This window comes from Propioniciclava sp., assembly GCF_047602245.1.
Lineage (GTDB): Bacteria > Actinomycetota > Actinomycetes > Propionibacteriales > Propionibacteriaceae > Propioniciclava.
Window position 1 is genome coordinate 159,980 of the sequence record NZ_JASGHT010000001.1, and the last position, 14,231, is coordinate 174,210.

Below are 14,231 nucleotides of genomic sequence, written 5' to 3' on the forward strand. Positions count from 1 at the left end.
GCATCGCCCCTCGACACGCCGCACGCGGCTCCTGACGGCGGCGAACCCTCAAGCACAAGATCAGGGTTGCGGGCCCTCGCCCTCGAAGTCCTCGGGGTTGATCGAGTCGAGGAATTCGCGGAAACGGGCCAGCTGCTCATCCGACACGTCGCCGTCCTCGGCATCGTCGGCGGACGCCGCATGCCGGCCGATTCCCGCGGTCTGCATCAGTTCGGGGCTGGCGAAGATCGGCGCCCCGCAGCGCAACGCGAACGCGATCGCGTCCGAGACCCGTGCATGGATCGGCTTGCCCGCCACCACCACCTGGGCGTCGAAGACTCCGTCACACACCCCGGTGATGTGCACCGCGTCGATCACTTCACCGGCCGCGGCCAGCATCTCCAAGGCAAGGTCGTGTGCCGCGGGATGAGCCGGATCCGGCTCCTCCAGCGCCGACAGGATCGCATTCGCACCCGTCGCTGTGATCCACACCGCCAGATGCCGCGGCCCGGACGCCTCGCGCAGCAGCAATACCGGGGTATCGGCCACCGCGGAGACCCGCACCTCGCTGAACAGCAACGCGATCATCGTCATCGGGTCCTCAGTTCATCGTCGCCGAGCGCAGCAGCGCCGCATGGGCGTACATCACGAGCCTCATCACCTCGGCCGTGTCGGCCCTCGATGCGGTGCGGCGCCGCGAGCGGGCGCCCACCGCCTGCTCGATCATCGCGGCCTCCCGCTCGGCGACCTGCTTGAGCGCGCGCAGGTGCCGGACGTCCCAGCCGTAGGCCGCCAGCCGGCGCGCGGCGACGGCGACGGTCAGCGCATCGCGGCCGTAGAAGGCGGTGCCGCGGCGCGGCACCACGAGTTCGTGCTGCTCCAGTTCGGTCAATTTGGCCTCGGTCAGCCCCGACATCGCCAGCAACTCCTTGCGGGTGACGTGGATCGGCCGTTTCTTGCCGGCCGACCGGGACGCCGCAGGCGCGGGCGGCACCACGTCGAGCGCGACCGGTGCCTCCGCGCGCGGCGCGGGCGCCGCCGGCTCCTCGCCGCGGTCCCTCGCCTCAAGGTTCTCGCGGATGACCTTCAGCGGCAGGTACTGATTCTTCTGGACGTCCAGGATGTAGCGCAGCCGCGTGATGTCGCGCTCGGAATAGCGCCGGTAGCCCGAGGGTGCCCGCTCAGGCGAGATCAGCCCTTCACCCTCAAGGAACCTGATCTTGCTGATCGTGATATCCGGAAAGTCCTCCTTGAGGATCTTCAGGACGCCCCCGATGCTCTTCGTCGCGGCCGGCATCGAGCCCTAGCTCCGCCCGGAGGACGCCACCAGGTAGACGAGACGGAACTTGCCGATCTGCACCTCGTCACCGTCGCGCAACGCCACCTCGCCGTCGATCAGGGCGCGGTTGACGTAGGTTCCGTTGAGGCTGTTGAGGTCGGCGAGCCAATGATGCCCACCCCGCTCGGTGAACTTCGCGTGGTGGCGCGACACCGTCACGTCGTCGAGGAAGATGTCCGACTGCGGATGACGCCCAGCACTCACCGACTCCTGGTCGAGCAGGAAGGTGGCGCCCTCGTTGGGCCCGCGGACCACCATCAGCACCGAGGCCCCCGGCGGGACATCGCGCAGCGCCGGCAGATCCGGATCGGTGCGCTCGCTCACGGAGTCCAGGGCAGGGACGGGGATGACGCGTGTCGTGTCCCCGGTGCCCGAGCGCAGCGCCGCTCCGCACTGGGAGCAGAAGTTCACGTCCCCCGCGAACTGGTGACCGCACGACGGACAGGTGAGCATGGGTCTCCTCCTCATTCTGGGGGTGGTGATGACGAACAATGCGTGCGCCTCCGGGATCGAAGGCGCAGGGTCAAGCCTACTCGCCCACGACCTCCGCGTAGGCGTCCGCATCGAGCAGATCGTCCAGCTCGGTGGAGTCGGAGATCTCGAGTTCGAACAGCCAACCGTCACCGTACGGGTCGGCGTTCACCGTGTCGGGGGTGTCGTTGAGCAGGTCGTTGACCGCGGTGACCACACCCGATAGCGGGGCGAAGACGTCGGAGACGCTCTTGGTCGACTCGACCTCGGCGCAGGCGTCGTCAATGGCGACCTCCTCGCCGACCTGGGGCAGCGAGACGTAGACCACATCGCCGAGCGCATCGGCGGCATAGCTGGTGATGCCGACTCGGACGATCGCGCCGTTGCCCGCGCGCACCCACTCGTGCTTGTCGGTGTAGTGCAGATCCTCAGGGAACACGTGCGTCTCCTCCTGGTCGGCCCGATCGCGCCCCTCACGGGCGCGCATCTCAACCCTAACGGAGATCGCCCCCGTGCGTGCGGGCGTCGATCATGCCGGACGCGCGTAGCGCGGCTGCCGGGGGGTGACCACCGAGTCGATCCGCAGCCGGTCCGACTCCTGCACGCGCGCCGTCCCGCCGACCCGCTCGCCCTCGATGGTGGCCACCAGTCCGCCGCGGAAGCGGGTCGCCTCGCTCAGCGTGCGCGGATCGCCCAGGGCCGTGATCGTGAACGTGCCGCCCAGCCGCACGCCGTCCACGGTGAGCGAACCGCCGGCGCTGCTCACCGAGCTGGTCGCGACGAGGCGGACGCGGCCGTCCACCTCCAGCACCTCGGCACCGGCGTCGCGTAGTTCCTCGATGGTGTTGAGCATGATCTCGGTGGTCACCTTGCGCTGGGGATCGCTGATCGTCACCGTGATGCCGGGGCCTTCGGCGGGGACGGTGCCGGCGAGCAGTTCCAGGGCGTCCAGCCGGCGGGCGGCCTCGGCGCGCGCGACGGCGTCCGCGTCCGCACCCGAGCGCAGCCGGTCCCGGGTCGCCTCCAGCGAAGCGATCTCGGACTCCAGTCGCCGTGACCCCTCGGTGACGTCGTCGAGCATCGCGACCAGCTCGTCTTGGCGCAGCGTGCTGGCGCGACGGTCCGACGACCCGGCCAGCTGCGTGCTCAACCCGAAGCCGCAGACCAGAAGCACCACCGCCACGATCAGCTGCGCGCGGGTGGGGCGCACCAGGTCGCGCCCGATCCGCCGCCACACCGACTCGGTGGGATCGCCGGGCTCAGGCATGGAACAGCTTGCGGCGGATCGCCGCGACATTGGTGAAGATCCGGATTCCGAGGACGACCACGACTGCCGTGCTCAGCTGGCTGCCCACCCCGATCAGATCACCCACCCAGACGATCAGGGCGGCGATCAGCACGTTCGAGACGAACGAGACGATGAACACCTTGTCGTCGAACAGACCCTCCAGGTAGGCGCGGAAACCGCCGAACACGGCGTCCATGGCCGCCACGATGGAAATCGGCAGGTAGGGCTGCAGCGCGGCCGGAACGCTCGGCTGCAGCGCGATGCCCAGCGCGATTCCGATCGCCAGGCCGATGATGGCGTACATGCGTCCCCGTCCTCCTCACGGCGCCTTGACGGCGCGGTCCACGCTCAGCCCGGGGTCGGCGGGCACCTCCACCACGCCCCGGCGCTCGCTACCCCACACCACACCGTAGTGCTGGGCGAGGCCTTCGACCCACACCCCGCCCTCGGTGCCGCGGAAGCACTGTTCCAACGCCCGCGCATCCCCGATCGCCTCGACCGCGTATGGCCCGGTGATCGAGCGATAGTCGACGGTGATCGCGTCGCCCGCGTTGCGGATCGCGGTGCGCGCCGACAGCCGGTAGCCGTTGATGGCGATCGCCTCGGCTTCGCAGGCCCACAGCCCGTTGGCGACCATGCGCAGGTCGACATCCATCACCCGCGTGCCGCCGTCCTCGGCGTCGGCACCGTCGGCGAGGGTGATCCGGACACCCGGCCCCGACGCCGCGTCACTGCCGCTGACCAAACCCAACAGCTCGTGGCGCGCGGCCTCCTCGGGGCTGACCGCGCCCGAGGAACGTTCGAGATCACGTACCTCGCGGGTCAACGAGGCGGCGTGCGCGCGCAGTTCATCGGCGCGGGCCTCGGCGTCGGTGATCCGCGCCATGAGATCGCGCCGCTCTTGGGCGGCCGCGGGTGCGCCGCGCCAGGTCTGCGCCACCGCGACTCCGAACAGCAGCCCCACCACCAGCATCGCCGCGAGCAGGACCGGCGGGCGGTGCCCGGCCCGGCCCGACTCGTGCGCACCGCGGTAAGCCGGGTCGAGGGCCTCGCGGCGCAGTGTGTTCAGCAGGTCCATCGAGGCGTCGGGGCGGGGCCGCGGCGGGGAGGTCATGGCTCGTCGATGACGGCCCAGCGGGCCGCGATCAGGGCTCGGGCGTCCTCCAGCAGCTGGGGCAACGCCTTGGTTTGGGCCACCACCGGCATGAAGTTCGAGTCGCCCTGCCAGCGGGGCACCACGTGCTGGTGCAGGTGAGCGGCGATGCCGGCGCCGGCCACGGCACCCTGGTTCACGCCCAGGTTGAAGCCGTGTGGGTGCGACACCTCGCCGAGCACCCGCATCGCCTTCTGCGCCAGCCGGGTGAACTCGATCGTCTCCCGATCGGTCAGATCGGTGAGCCAGGACACGTGCCGGTACGGGCAGATGAGCAGGTGGCCCGGGTTGTACGGGTACAGGTTCATCACCACGTAGCAGCTCTCGCCGCGGGCCACGATCAGGCCCTCGTCGTCGGCCTGGCCAGGGGCGCGGCAGAACGGGCAGGACGACTCGTCTGCGTCGGACGGCTTGTTCTCGCCGTTGATGTAGACCATGCGGTGCGGCGTCCACAACCGCTGGAACGCATCCGGAACGCCGGCCAGGTCCGCCGCCGGTTCGGCCTCCATCAGCTCACTGCTCCGCGGTCGGGCTGTCGTTGCGCCGCTCGGCGATCCAGCCGGTGATCGTCTCGATCGCTTCGGCGACCGGCACCTGGTTGCGCTGGCTGCCGTCGCGGAACCGGAACGACACCGCGCCCGCGGCCTCGTCCTCGCCGCCGGCGATCAGCACGAAGGGCGCCTTCTGCTTGGACGCGTTGCGGATCTTCTTGCCGAACCGGTCGTCGGAATCGTCGAACTCCACCCGGACGCCCGCCTCGCGCAGCTGCGCCACGATGCCGCCCAGATAGGCGTCGAAGGCGTCCGCCACCGGAACCGCGACCACCTGCACCGGCGCGAGCCAGGCCGGGAAGGCGCCCGCGTAGTGCTCGATGAGCACGCCCATGAACCGTTCGATCGAGCCGAACTTGGCCGAGTGGATCATCACCGGCTGCTGCCGGCTGCCGTCGGAGGCGGTGTAGGTGAGGCCGAACCGCTCGGGCTGGTTGAAGTCGTATTGGATCGTCGACATCTGCCAGGTCCGGCCGATGGCGTCCTTGGCCTGGATCGAGATCTTCGGGCCGTAGTAGGCGGCACCGCCCGGATCGGGCACCACCGGAAGGCCGGACTCGTGCGCGATCCCCTCCAGGACGGCGGTCGCCTCCTCCCACTGCTCGTCGGAGCCGATGAACTTGTCCTTCTTCTTGCCGTCGGTGTCGCGGGTGGACACCTCGAGCGCGACATCGGTCAGGCCGAAATCGTTCAGCAGGCCGAGGATGAAGCGCAGCAGGTGGCGCACCTCGTCGGGAGCCTGCTCCTTGGCGCAATAGCTGTGCGAGTCGTCCTGGGTGATCGAGCGCACCCGGGTCAGCCCCTGCACCACACCCGACTTCTCGTCGCGGTACACGGTGCCGAACTCGAAGAACCGCAGCGGCAACTCACGGTAGGAACGCCCGCGCGAGTCGAAGATCAGGTTGTGCATCGGGCAGTTCATCGCCTTGAGCCGGTAGGCCTGACCGCCCTTGACCACATTGCCCTGCTCGTCGCGTTCGGCGTCCTCCAGCAGCGGCGGGAACATGCCGTCGGCGTAGTAGGGCAGGTGCCCGGAGGTGTAGAACAGGTCCTCCTTGGCGATGTGCGGGGTGCCGACGTAGTCGAAGCCCTCCTCGATGTGGCGGGCGCGCACGTAGTCCTCCATGGCGCGCTTGAGGACGCCGCCCTTGGGGTGGATCAGCGGCAGGCCCGAACCTACGATCTCGTGGAAGCTGAACAGGTCCATCTCGGCGCCGATCTTGCGGTGATCGCGCTTGGCGGCCTCCTCCAGCCGGGTCTTGTAGGCCTGCAGGTCCTCCTTGGACGCCCAGGCGGTGCCGTAGACGCGCTGCAGGCCGGCGTTGCGCTGGTCGCCGCGCCAGTAGGCGGCGCTGGTGCGGGTCAGCGCCCAGCCGTTGCCCAGGTAGCCGGTGTGCGGCACGTGCGGGCCGCGGCACAGGTCCTTCCAGGCCACCGAGCCGTCGCGGCGGACGTTGTCGTAGATGGTCAGCTCGCCGGCCCCCACCTCGACCGATGAGCCGTCGTCGTCGGAGGCCGATGACTTGTCGGCGATGAGTTCCAGCTTGAACGGTTCCCCCGCCAGCTCGTCGCGGGCCTCGTCGTCGGTGACGACGCGGCGGACGAACCGCTGCCGCTCCTTGACGATCTGGCCCATCTTCTTCTCGATGGCCTTCAGGTCCTCAGGGGTGAGCGGATCGGTCCGGAAGTCGTAGTAGAACCCGTCGGTGATCGGCGGGCCGATGCCGAGTTTCGCCTCGGCGAACAGCGACTGCAGGGCCTGGGCGGTGACGTGGCCCGCGGAGTGCCGCAGGATCGCCAGGCCCTCGGGCTCGGTGACCAGCACCGGCTCCACCTCGTCGCCGTCGGCCAGCACCCGGGCCAGGTCGCGGGTCTCCCCATTGACGCGGACGGCGACCACGCTGCGGTCGTCGCCGAACAGGTCCAGTCCGGTCGTGGTCGTCTCGATCGGCCTCTCCTCGCGCGCGTCGGATCGCAGGACGGTGATCGAGCCAGACAAGGGGGTTCCTTTCGTCGAAACGGACGCCGACCATTCTGCCCCATCGGGCACCGCTGTCAGGACGGCAACTCCCAGGTGTGCACCGGCTCATTGCTGTGCATCCGCTCGGCGTAGGCCGCCGTCATCGCCGCCAAGGCGTCCGGACGGCTGAGGCCGCGCCTCTCGAAGGCCCGCACACAGCGCACCTGCCAGGTGGCGCCGTTGGCTTCGGCGAGGCAGCGCCCCTCGATCACGCCCAGGTAGCGGTCGATCACCGCACCGTCCACCCCGCAGTCCTGCAGGCCCTGCTGCGCCAGCGGCAGCAGGCGGCGTAGGGTCAACTCCGCGGCGGGCATCTCCCCCAGCCCGGGCCAGTACAGTCCGGCGTCGATGCCGCGCCGGGCGGCCTCGGTGAAGTTCGCGTGCGCCGTCGAGAACGCCATCCTCGACCACAGCGGACGGTCGTCGTGCATCAGCCGGTGCAGGGCGCCGTAGTAGAACGCCGCGTTGGCGACGGTGTCGATCACTGTTGGCCCGGCCGGCAGCACCCGGTTCTCCAGCCGGACGTGCGGGACTCCGTCGACGACGTCGTAGACGGGACGGTTCCAGCGGTAGATGGTGCCGTTGTGCAGCCGCATCTCGGCCAGGCCGGGCGTGCCGCCCGAGGCCAGCACCGCCCGGGGATCCTCGTCGCTGATCTCGGGCAGCAGCGCCGGGAAGTAGCGCGAGTTCTCCTCGAACAGGTCGAAGATCGAGGTGATCCAGCCTTCGCCGAAGTAGACCCGCGGGCGGACGCCCTGGGCGGCGTACTCGACCGGACGGCTGTCCGCGGCCTGGCTGAACACGCTGATCCGGCTCTCGGCCTCGAGCTCGTGGCCGAACACGTAGGGCGCGTTGGCGCCCAGCGCCAGCTGCGGTCCGGCGAGCACCTGGGCGGCGTTCCAGGCCCGCGCGAAACGGCCGGGGCCTACCAGCAGGTGCAGTTGCACCGAGGTGCACAGCGACTCCGGCGCCAAGGAGTCGGCGTAGGTGTCCAGCCTCTCCCCCGAGGGTCCCTCGATCGCCAGGTGCATGCTCTCGCCGCGCGCCTGAAGCATCGCGTCGTTGAGCGCCTCGTAGCGAACGTTGCCACTCATCCAGCCGCCGTCGAAGTGCTCGGCGCGCACGGTCGGGAGGATGCCGGTCATGATCAGATGGTTGCCGGACGGCGCGAGGCGCTGCTCCGCAGCATTCAGCCTGACCTGGACGAACTCTTCGAGGCTGCGCAGCGAGTCCCCGGTGATGTCGCCGGGCGGCACGTTGAACTCGAGGTTGAACCGGGCCAGTTCGGTCTGGAAGTCGGGATCGTCGATCGTGGCGAGCGCTTCGGCGTTGGCGAAACTGGGCTGGCAGTCGTCGCCGACCAAGTTGAGTTCGATCTCCATGCCGGTCGTCCGGCCGCCGTCGACGAAGTGGCCGGCGTGCAGCATCTCCTCAAAGACGTCCAGGCAGGCCCGGACCTTCTCTCGGTAGCGCTGCCGTTGCGCCCGGGAGAACGTGCGGCCGCTGATCTCGGAGCCCATGGGCCGAGTATGGCCCGCCCACACCGCAGGCGCATCTCACTTTCGGGCAAACAACAAGAGGGCCCGCCGTGAGGCGGACCCTGCTCGCTTGCGTGGTGGGCGGTACCAGACTTGAACTGATGACCTCTTCCGTGTCAGGGAAGCGCGCTACCAACTGCGCCAACCGCCCGAGGTGGAGACGGGATTCGAACCCGTGTACACGGCTTTGCAGGCCGTTGCCTCGCCTCTCGGCCACTCCACCGGTGAAGACTGACCTCGTTAGAGGTACGAGACACTCTCCGAGCGGACGACGGGACTCGAACCCGCGACCCTCACCTTGGCAAGGTGATGCTCTACCAACTGAGCCACGTCCGCATGCTTTTCCGACCGGTTTGACCCGTTCGGGGCGTGGAACACCATATACGCATCTGAGACGAGGATGCAAAACGGCGTCTTCCGACGGTTCGTTTGGACTCCTCGCCGCACAGTGGCTACCATTGACCACCGCGGGCGATTGGCGCAGTTGGTAGCGCGCTTCGTTCACACCGAAGAGGTCATCAGTTCGAGTCTGGTATCGCCCACCGCAATCAAGCCTTCCGCACATCCTGGTGCGGAAGGCTTTTTTGCACCTCCACGCAGCCCCGGCACCACCGCGCACCCGCCACCACCCACCTCGATCTCACATAGTGAACGCGTGCGGCGACACGCGGACAGATGCGCTTTGCACGACGGCGGATTTTGAGTCACACTGACTCATAGACGAAGCGGCAAAGGAGCCGGACCACCGGATATCGATCTAGGGAGGAAACGGCTATGACCGCCCCGACCCTCGTCATGGTTGCCCGAGGCAGCCGCGACCTACGTGTCGCTCGCGTTGCCCGGGCGCTGCGCGACGAGCTCGTCCGCCTGCGCCCCGAGGTGCCGGCGTCCATCGCCTTCCTCGACTCCTGCCTGCCCAACCTGCACCAGTCGGTGGCTCAGGCGGCGGAGGCCGGCGCGTCCGAAGTGGTGCTCGTGCCGCTCGATCTCACCCGTGCGACCGAAGTCGATCCTCGCTTCGACGGCGCGATCGCCCAGATGGGGCGTGACCTGCCCGGTGTGCGCGTCACGGTGTCGCGTCCGCTCGGCCCGGAGGCACCGCTGCTGACCCTGCTCGACCTGCGGCTGCGCGCCGCGCTGGCGTCGGCGCGCGTCCTCGAGCTCGACGGCCTCATCCTGTCCTCTCCCACCAGCGGCGACGTCCGCGGGGCGAGCCTGCTCGCCCGCCGCGCCCGGCAGTGGTCGACCCATCACCGGCTGCCGTGCCTGACCGCGGTGGCGGACGGCTCCGGCCCGTCGGTGTCGCTCGCGATGCAGGGGCTGCGCTCGCAGGGACGCCGGCACATCGCGGTCGGCTCGTTCTTCATGGCGGCCGACGAGCGCTGGGCGGTCCAGGCCGATCAGGCCCGCCGGGTCGGCGCGGTCGCGGTGTCCGATCCGCTCGGCGCAGCACCCGAGGTCGCCGAGTTGGTGCTGGCCCGCTACGCCTTCGCGGCGATGGACCTGCTGCCGTTCGACGCCGAGGGCAACTTCTGCGCGACCGAAGAGGAGCACCCCTTCGACGAGGCTCCCGTCTTCGCCGCGCACACCGCCTGAGGCGTCCGCCCGGGTAGTCTGGGCGACCCCGTCGTCGCCAGGAGGTCCCGATGAGCGAACCCACTCCGTCGGTGGTACGGACGCCACAGCAGTGGCGTGAGGTGCTGACCCCGTTCGAGTTCGCGGTGCTGCGCGAAGGCGCCACCGAGCGCCCTGGCACGGGCGAGTACGAGCACTACCGCGAGCCGGGCACGTATGCGTGCAAGGCGTGCGGGGCGGAACTGTTCACCAGCGAGACCAAGTTCGCCTCGCACTGCGGGTGGCCGAGCTTCTTCGCGCCGGCGGCTGAGGACCGGGTGCGCTACCTACGCGACGAGTCGCTGCCCGGGCGTGTGCGCATCGAGGTGCGCTGTGCGGCCTGCGACAGCCATCTAGGTCACGTGTTCGAGGGCGAGGGATACCCCACGCCCACCGACCTTCGCTATTGCATCAACTCGATCTGCCTGGTGCACCGGCCGGCGCTCCTGAGGTACGCATTGGACATTTACTCGGCGTGCCACGCGGCCATGGCGGCGTCCGGCGCCTAGCCTGAGGTCGTGGCGTTGAGCAAAGCGGAGTCTGGGCTGTTCGAGGAGGCTGCGGCCTCGCTCACCGGCATGCTCTGGCGCGCCGAACTGGCGGTCGAAGAGATCCCCGCACCGCAGCGGATCGCCCCGTTCTCGGTGGCCATCTCCGCCGACGTGGAGTCCGATGGCGTCGACGTCGGCCAGGGCCGCCTGATCCTGCTGCACGACCCGGCGGGCAATCCCGCCTGGGACGGCACGTTCCGCTGCGTCACCTTCGCCCGCGCCAACGTCGATCACGCCATGGTCGTTGACCCGCTGCTGGCCGATGTCGGCTGGTCGTGGCTGGAGGATGCGCTCCAGGGGCGCGGCGCCCGCTACGTGGCGCCGAGCGGCACGGTGACGGCTGTCTCATCGAAGGCGTTCGGCTCGATGGAGGGCGACCCCGATCGTGCCGAGGTGGAGATCCGTGCCTCGTGGACGCCGCTGATCGACTCCGGCACGGCGATCGTGCCGCATGTCGAGGCCTGGCAGGACCTGCTCTGCATGGTCGCCGGGCTGCCCGTCCTGCCCGAGGGCGTCGTCCCGATCCCGCTGCACCGTACGCCGAGACGCCGCCGATGACCTCCACCCTCGACGTGGGCATCGAGCAGCCCGCACCCGAACTCGTCCGCGCGCCCGCCGAGGGCGTGCCGCCCGTCGTCCGCACCGACGACGAGCTGGCCGCCACCGTCGAGGCGCTGCGTGCCGGCACCGGACCGGTCGCGATCGACACCGAACGCGCGCACGGCTTCCGTTACACCGGGCGCGCCTACCTGATCCAGTTGCGCCGCGAGGGATCAGGTACTCATCTGGTCGATCCGATCGCCTTCGCCGGCGATGCGCCCCGCGCCGACCTGTCGGTGCTCGCCGAGGCGATCGGCGACGCCGAGTGGATCGTGCACGCCGCCACCCAAGACCTTCCCTGCCTGGCCGAGGTCGGCATGTTGCCCCGGCGGCTGTTCGACACCGAACTGGCCGGACGCCTGCTCGGTCTGCCACGGGTCGCGCTCGGGTCGCTCATCGAGGTGGCGCTGAACAAGAGCCTCGCCAAGGAGCATTCGGCGTCCGACTGGTCACGGCGTCCCCTGCCGCCCGAATGGCTGAACTATGCCGCGCTGGACGTCGAACTGCTGATCCCGCTGCGCGACTGGACCGCCGAACAGCTGCGCGAGGCCGGGAAGGACATCTGGGCCGAGCAGGAGTTCGCACACCTGGCCGCTCATGCCGCCGATCCGCCCGCCACCAGGACCGATCCCTGGCGGCGCACCTCCGGCACCCACGACGTGCGGACCGCGCGCGGCCTCGCCATCGTGCGCGAGTTGTGGGGCGAACGGGACCGGCTCGCCCGCGAACTGGACAAGTCTCCGGGCCGCATTCTCGCCGATCGCGCGATCAGCGGAATCGCGGTGCGCGCGGAGGCGTCCGACTTCGTCTCGGGCCGCGACGCCTTGCGCTTGGTCGAGGGCTTCAAATGGCGGATCGCGGCGCGCTATGAGTCCAATTGGCTCGCTGCGCTCGACCGGGCGCTCGCGCTGCCCTCGCGCGCGCTGCCACCCAAGCGTCCGCCCGCCGAGGGCATCCCGCACCCGAAAAGTTGGCCCACCCGGTTCCCCGACGCCGCCGAGCGCTGGGCGCGCATCCGGCCTGCGACGGTCGAGCTGGCCGAGGAGCTCAAGCTGCCGGTGGAGAACCTGATCGCCCCGGACGCCGTGCGCAGGCTCGCCTGGGATCCCCCCGCAGGCGGCTCATCCGCCCGGGTGGACGCCTTCTGGGCCGCCGAAGGGGTTCGCCCTTGGCAGCGCGAACTCGTCGTCCCGGTCGTCACACCGTTGCTGTGAGGCGCGGCGGCGGTGCGATCGCGCCCCGCTCCAGCGCCAGGCCCACCACGGTGCGGGCGATGCCCGCACCGGTGAGCCCGAGTTCGTCGAGGATCTCGGCACGGGATGCCTGCGGGTGGAACTCCTGCGGGATGCCCAGGTGACGCATCGGCGTCCACACCCCAGCCTGAGCGCAGCACAGCGCCAGCTTGGAACCCAGACCGCCGCTGATGCCGGCGTCCTCGACCGTCACCACGAGGTCCGCGTCGCGGCACAGGGCAACCAGCTCCGGGTTCACCGGAAGCGCCCACACCGGGTCGACCACCGTGCATCCGATCCCCTGGGCGGCGATCCGCCCGGCGGCCTCGACCGCGGTGTGCGCGAGCGGCCCGTGCGCGACGATCAGCACACGCGCTCCGGGATGCTCGGCGAGCACGTCGACGCCTCCCACCGAGCGCACCGCAGGGAGCTCGGCGGGCAGCGGATCCTTCGAGTAGCGAATGACGCTGGGCGCATCGGCGATGGACGCCGCGACGCCGAGCGCCTCGCCGAGCCGGCGTTCGTCGCGCGGTGCGGCCAGATGGACGCCCGGCACGAGCCCCAAGAGCGAGGTGTCCCACATGCCGTGATGGCTGGCCCCATCGGGACCGGTGATACCGGCACGATCGAGCAGGAAGGTGACGCCTTGGCCATGCATCGCGACATCCATCAGCACCTGGTCGAAGGCGCGATTGAGGAAGGTCGCATACAAGGCGACCACCGGGTGCAAGCCGCCGGCGGCCAGCCCGGCCGCCGACGTGACGGCATGCTGCTCGGCGATACCGACATCGAAGACACGGTCGGGGTAAGCGGCGGCGAAGGCGTCCAGGCCGGTCGGGTGAAGCATCGCGGCGGTGATGCCGACGATGTCGTCGTGCTCGCCGGCCAGAGCGAGCACCCGCTCGCGGACGGCGTCGGTCCAGGTGCGCTTCGGGTTGGCCGTCAGCGGCTCCCCCGTCTCCTCGTCGATCAGCCCGACCGCATGGAAGCGATCCGCCTCGTCCTCTTCGGCGGCACGGAAACCCTTCCCCTTCACCGTCATCGCGTGCACGATGACCGGACCGGAGAAGTTCTTGGCCGATTCCAGGGCGCGTTCCAGCATGCCGAGGTCATGACCGTCGATCGGCCCGACGTACTTGATGCCCAGGTCGGAGAACATGCCTTGGGGGGCAAGGATGTCCTTCACGCCGGTCTTGAAGCCGTGCAGGACGTCGTACATCGGCCCGCCGATGAGGGGGGCCGAGCGCACGCGCTGCTTGATGGTCGCCAGCGTCCGCTCGTAGCGGCGGTCGGTGCGCAGCGCGGACAGGTGCGTCGCGAGGCCGCCCACCGTCGGCGTGTAGGAGCGTCCGTTGTCGTTGACGACGATGACGAGTTTGAGGTCCTCGCCCACGGCGATGTTGTTGAGCGCCTCCCAGGCCATGCCGCCGGTCAGCGCCCCGTCGCCGATCACGGCGACGACCGTCCGGTCCTCACCGCGCAGCCGGAACGCCTTGGCCATCCCCTCGGCCCAGGACAGCGAGGTGGTGGCGTGGGAGTTCTCCACCCAGTCGTGCGGGCTCTCCGCGCGCGCAGGGTAGCCGGACAGGCCGCCCTTCTGCCGCAGGGTCGGGAAGTCGTCCTGGCGCCCGGTCAGGATCTTGTGCACATAGCTCTGGTGCCCGGTGTCGAACACGATCGGGTCGTGCGGCGAATCGAACACCCGGTGCAGCGCGAGGGTCAGCTCGACCACGCCCAGGTTCGGGCCCAGATGCCCGCCGGTGCGGCTGACGTGCCGGATCAGGAAGGAGCGGATCTCGTCGGCCAGTTCACTCAGCTGGACAGCGCTCAGCGCCCGCAGATCGCTGGGACTGTGCACCGAATCCAGAAATGGCATACGAACGAGTCTAGGCATT

15 protein-coding genes and 4 tRNA genes are annotated in these 14,231 nt (G+C 69.8%); 5 read left to right on the forward strand and 14 right to left on the reverse strand.

All coding sequences use genetic code 11. The features are described from left to right. Window positions 1-60 precede the first annotated feature (60 nt). The 13 genes from QM708_RS00765 to QM708_RS00825 form a co-directional block, all read right to left on the reverse strand. Window positions 61-573: a bifunctional nuclease family protein gene (locus QM708_RS00765; RefSeq protein ID WP_415103434.1), complete on the reverse strand. Its 513-nt coding sequence runs from the start codon at window positions 571-573 to the stop codon at window positions 61-63. A gap of 7 nt (window positions 574-580) precedes the next feature. Further along, window positions 581-1,276, reverse strand: a complete 696-nt coding sequence (locus QM708_RS00770) for a MerR family transcriptional regulator (protein WP_415103436.1) — start codon at window positions 1,274-1,276, stop codon at window positions 581-583. Between the two features lie 6 nt (window positions 1,277-1,282). Then, a complete protein-coding gene (locus tag QM708_RS00775; RefSeq protein WP_415103438.1) occupies window positions 1,283-1,810 on the reverse strand; it encodes an FHA domain-containing protein in 528 nt (175 codons plus the stop codon). A 37-nt stretch (window positions 1,811-1,847) separates the two neighbouring features. After that, window positions 1,848-2,276: a glycine cleavage system protein GcvH gene (gene gcvH / locus QM708_RS00780; protein ID WP_415103440.1), complete on the reverse strand. Its 429-nt coding sequence runs from the start codon at window positions 2,274-2,276 to the stop codon at window positions 1,848-1,850. Between the two features lie 42 nt (window positions 2,277-2,318). Continuing rightward, window positions 2,319-3,056: a DUF881 domain-containing protein gene (locus QM708_RS00785; RefSeq protein ID WP_415103442.1), complete on the reverse strand. Its 738-nt coding sequence runs from the start codon at window positions 3,054-3,056 to the stop codon at window positions 2,319-2,321. After that, entirely contained in the window at window positions 3,049-3,381 is a 333-nt protein-coding gene (locus tag QM708_RS00790) for a small basic family protein (RefSeq protein ID WP_415103444.1), read from the reverse strand. Before QM708_RS00790 ends, QM708_RS00785 begins: the two co-directional genes overlap by 8 nt. 15 nt (window positions 3,382-3,396) lie before the next feature. Next, window positions 3,397-4,191: a DUF881 domain-containing protein gene (locus QM708_RS00795; protein ID WP_415103446.1), complete on the reverse strand. Its 795-nt coding sequence runs from the start codon at window positions 4,189-4,191 to the stop codon at window positions 3,397-3,399. Beyond that, window positions 4,188-4,739 carry an HIT family protein gene (locus QM708_RS00800; protein ID WP_415103448.1) on the reverse strand — a complete coding sequence of 184 codons (552 nt, stop codon included), beginning with the start codon at window positions 4,737-4,739 and terminating at the stop codon, window positions 4,188-4,190. The genes QM708_RS00795 and QM708_RS00800 overlap by 4 nt, the downstream gene beginning before the upstream one ends. 4 nt (window positions 4,740-4,743) lie before the next feature. Then, complete coding sequence (thrS, locus tag QM708_RS00805; RefSeq protein ID WP_415103450.1) at window positions 4,744-6,780, reverse strand: threonine--tRNA ligase; 2,037 nt, start codon at window positions 6,778-6,780, stop codon at window positions 4,744-4,746. Between the two features lie 56 nt (window positions 6,781-6,836). Then, window positions 6,837-8,321, reverse strand: coding sequence for a glutamate--cysteine ligase (locus tag QM708_RS00810; protein ID WP_415103452.1), 1,485 nt, complete (start codon window positions 8,319-8,321; stop codon window positions 6,837-6,839). 93 nt (window positions 8,322-8,414) lie between these two features. Continuing rightward, window positions 8,415-8,490 (reverse strand) — tRNA-Val (locus QM708_RS00815). Between the two features lies 1 nt (window position 8,491). After that, a tRNA-Cys gene (locus QM708_RS00820) sits at window positions 8,492-8,562 on the reverse strand. Window positions 8,563-8,602: 40 nt separating this feature from the next. After that, a tRNA-Gly gene (locus QM708_RS00825) sits at window positions 8,603-8,675 on the reverse strand. A 133-nt stretch (window positions 8,676-8,808) separates the two neighbouring features. Here QM708_RS00825 and QM708_RS00830 point away from each other — a divergent pair. From QM708_RS00830 to QM708_RS00850, 5 genes are all read left to right on the forward strand, one after another. Beyond that, window positions 8,809-8,881: transfer RNA gene (locus QM708_RS00830), tRNA-Val, on the forward strand. 232 nt (window positions 8,882-9,113) lie between these two features. Beyond that, window positions 9,114-9,935: a sirohydrochlorin chelatase gene (locus tag QM708_RS00835; RefSeq protein ID WP_415103454.1), complete on the forward strand. Its 822-nt coding sequence runs from the start codon at window positions 9,114-9,116 to the stop codon at window positions 9,933-9,935. Window positions 9,936-9,985: 50 nt separating this feature from the next. After that, a complete protein-coding gene (gene msrB / locus QM708_RS00840) occupies window positions 9,986-10,462 on the forward strand; it encodes a peptide-methionine (R)-S-oxide reductase MsrB (protein ID WP_415103457.1) in 477 nt (158 codons plus the stop codon). A 9-nt stretch (window positions 10,463-10,471) separates the two neighbouring features. Further along, on the forward strand, window positions 10,472-11,062 hold the full coding sequence (locus tag QM708_RS00845) for a DUF3000 domain-containing protein (RefSeq protein WP_415103459.1): 591 nt from the start codon (window positions 10,472-10,474) through the stop codon (window positions 11,060-11,062). Next, on the forward strand, window positions 11,059-12,318 hold the full coding sequence (locus QM708_RS00850; protein WP_415103461.1) for an HRDC domain-containing protein: 1,260 nt from the start codon (window positions 11,059-11,061) through the stop codon (window positions 12,316-12,318). Before QM708_RS00845 ends, QM708_RS00850 begins: the two co-directional genes overlap by 4 nt. On the opposite strand, the gene dxs is transcribed toward QM708_RS00850, so the two are convergent. Continuing rightward, window positions 12,302-14,212 carry a 1-deoxy-D-xylulose-5-phosphate synthase gene (gene dxs, locus QM708_RS00855; protein WP_415103463.1) on the reverse strand — a complete coding sequence of 637 codons (1,911 nt, stop codon included), beginning with the start codon at window positions 14,210-14,212 and terminating at the stop codon, window positions 12,302-12,304. The two genes, QM708_RS00850 and dxs, sit on opposite strands and share 17 nt — an antisense overlap. Window positions 14,213-14,231: the final 19 nt, after the last annotated feature.

What these genes read in the sequence shown, in the direction of transcription:
- QM708_RS00765 (WP_415103434.1), bottom strand. Translation starts at nt 573, where the DNA reads ATGACGATGATCGCGTTGCTGTTCAGCGAGGTGCGGGTCTCCGCGGTG.
- QM708_RS00770 (WP_415103436.1), bottom strand. Translation starts at nt 1,276, where the DNA reads ATGCCGGCCGCGACGAAGAGCATCGGGGGCGTCCTGAAGATCCTCAAG.
- gcvH (WP_415103440.1), bottom strand. Translation starts at nt 2,276, where the DNA reads ATGCGCGCCCGTGAGGGGCGCGATCGGGCCGACCAGGAGGAGACGCAC.
- QM708_RS00785 (WP_415103442.1), bottom strand. Translation starts at nt 3,056, where the DNA reads ATGCCTGAGCCCGGCGATCCCACCGAGTCGGTGTGGCGGCGGATCGGG.
- QM708_RS00790 (WP_415103444.1), bottom strand. Translation starts at nt 3,381, where the DNA reads ATGTACGCCATCATCGGCCTGGCGATCGGAATCGCGCTGGGCATCGCG.
- QM708_RS00795 (WP_415103446.1), bottom strand. Translation starts at nt 4,191, where the DNA reads ATGACCTCCCCGCCGCGGCCCCGCCCCGACGCCTCGATGGACCTGCTG.
- QM708_RS00800 (WP_415103448.1), bottom strand. Translation starts at nt 4,739, where the DNA reads ATGGAGGCCGAACCGGCGGCGGACCTGGCCGGCGTTCCGGATGCGTTC.
- QM708_RS00810 (WP_415103452.1), bottom strand. Translation starts at nt 8,321, where the DNA reads ATGGGCTCCGAGATCAGCGGCCGCACGTTCTCCCGGGCGCAACGGCAG.
- QM708_RS00835 (WP_415103454.1), top strand. Translation starts at nt 9,114, where the DNA reads ATGACCGCCCCGACCCTCGTCATGGTTGCCCGAGGCAGCCGCGACCTA.
- msrB (WP_415103457.1), top strand. Translation starts at nt 9,986, where the DNA reads ATGAGCGAACCCACTCCGTCGGTGGTACGGACGCCACAGCAGTGGCGT.
- QM708_RS00850 (WP_415103461.1), top strand. Translation starts at nt 11,059, where the DNA reads ATGACCTCCACCCTCGACGTGGGCATCGAGCAGCCCGCACCCGAACTC.
- dxs (WP_415103463.1), bottom strand. Translation starts at nt 14,212, where the DNA reads ATGCCATTTCTGGATTCGGTGCACAGTCCCAGCGATCTGCGGGCGCTG.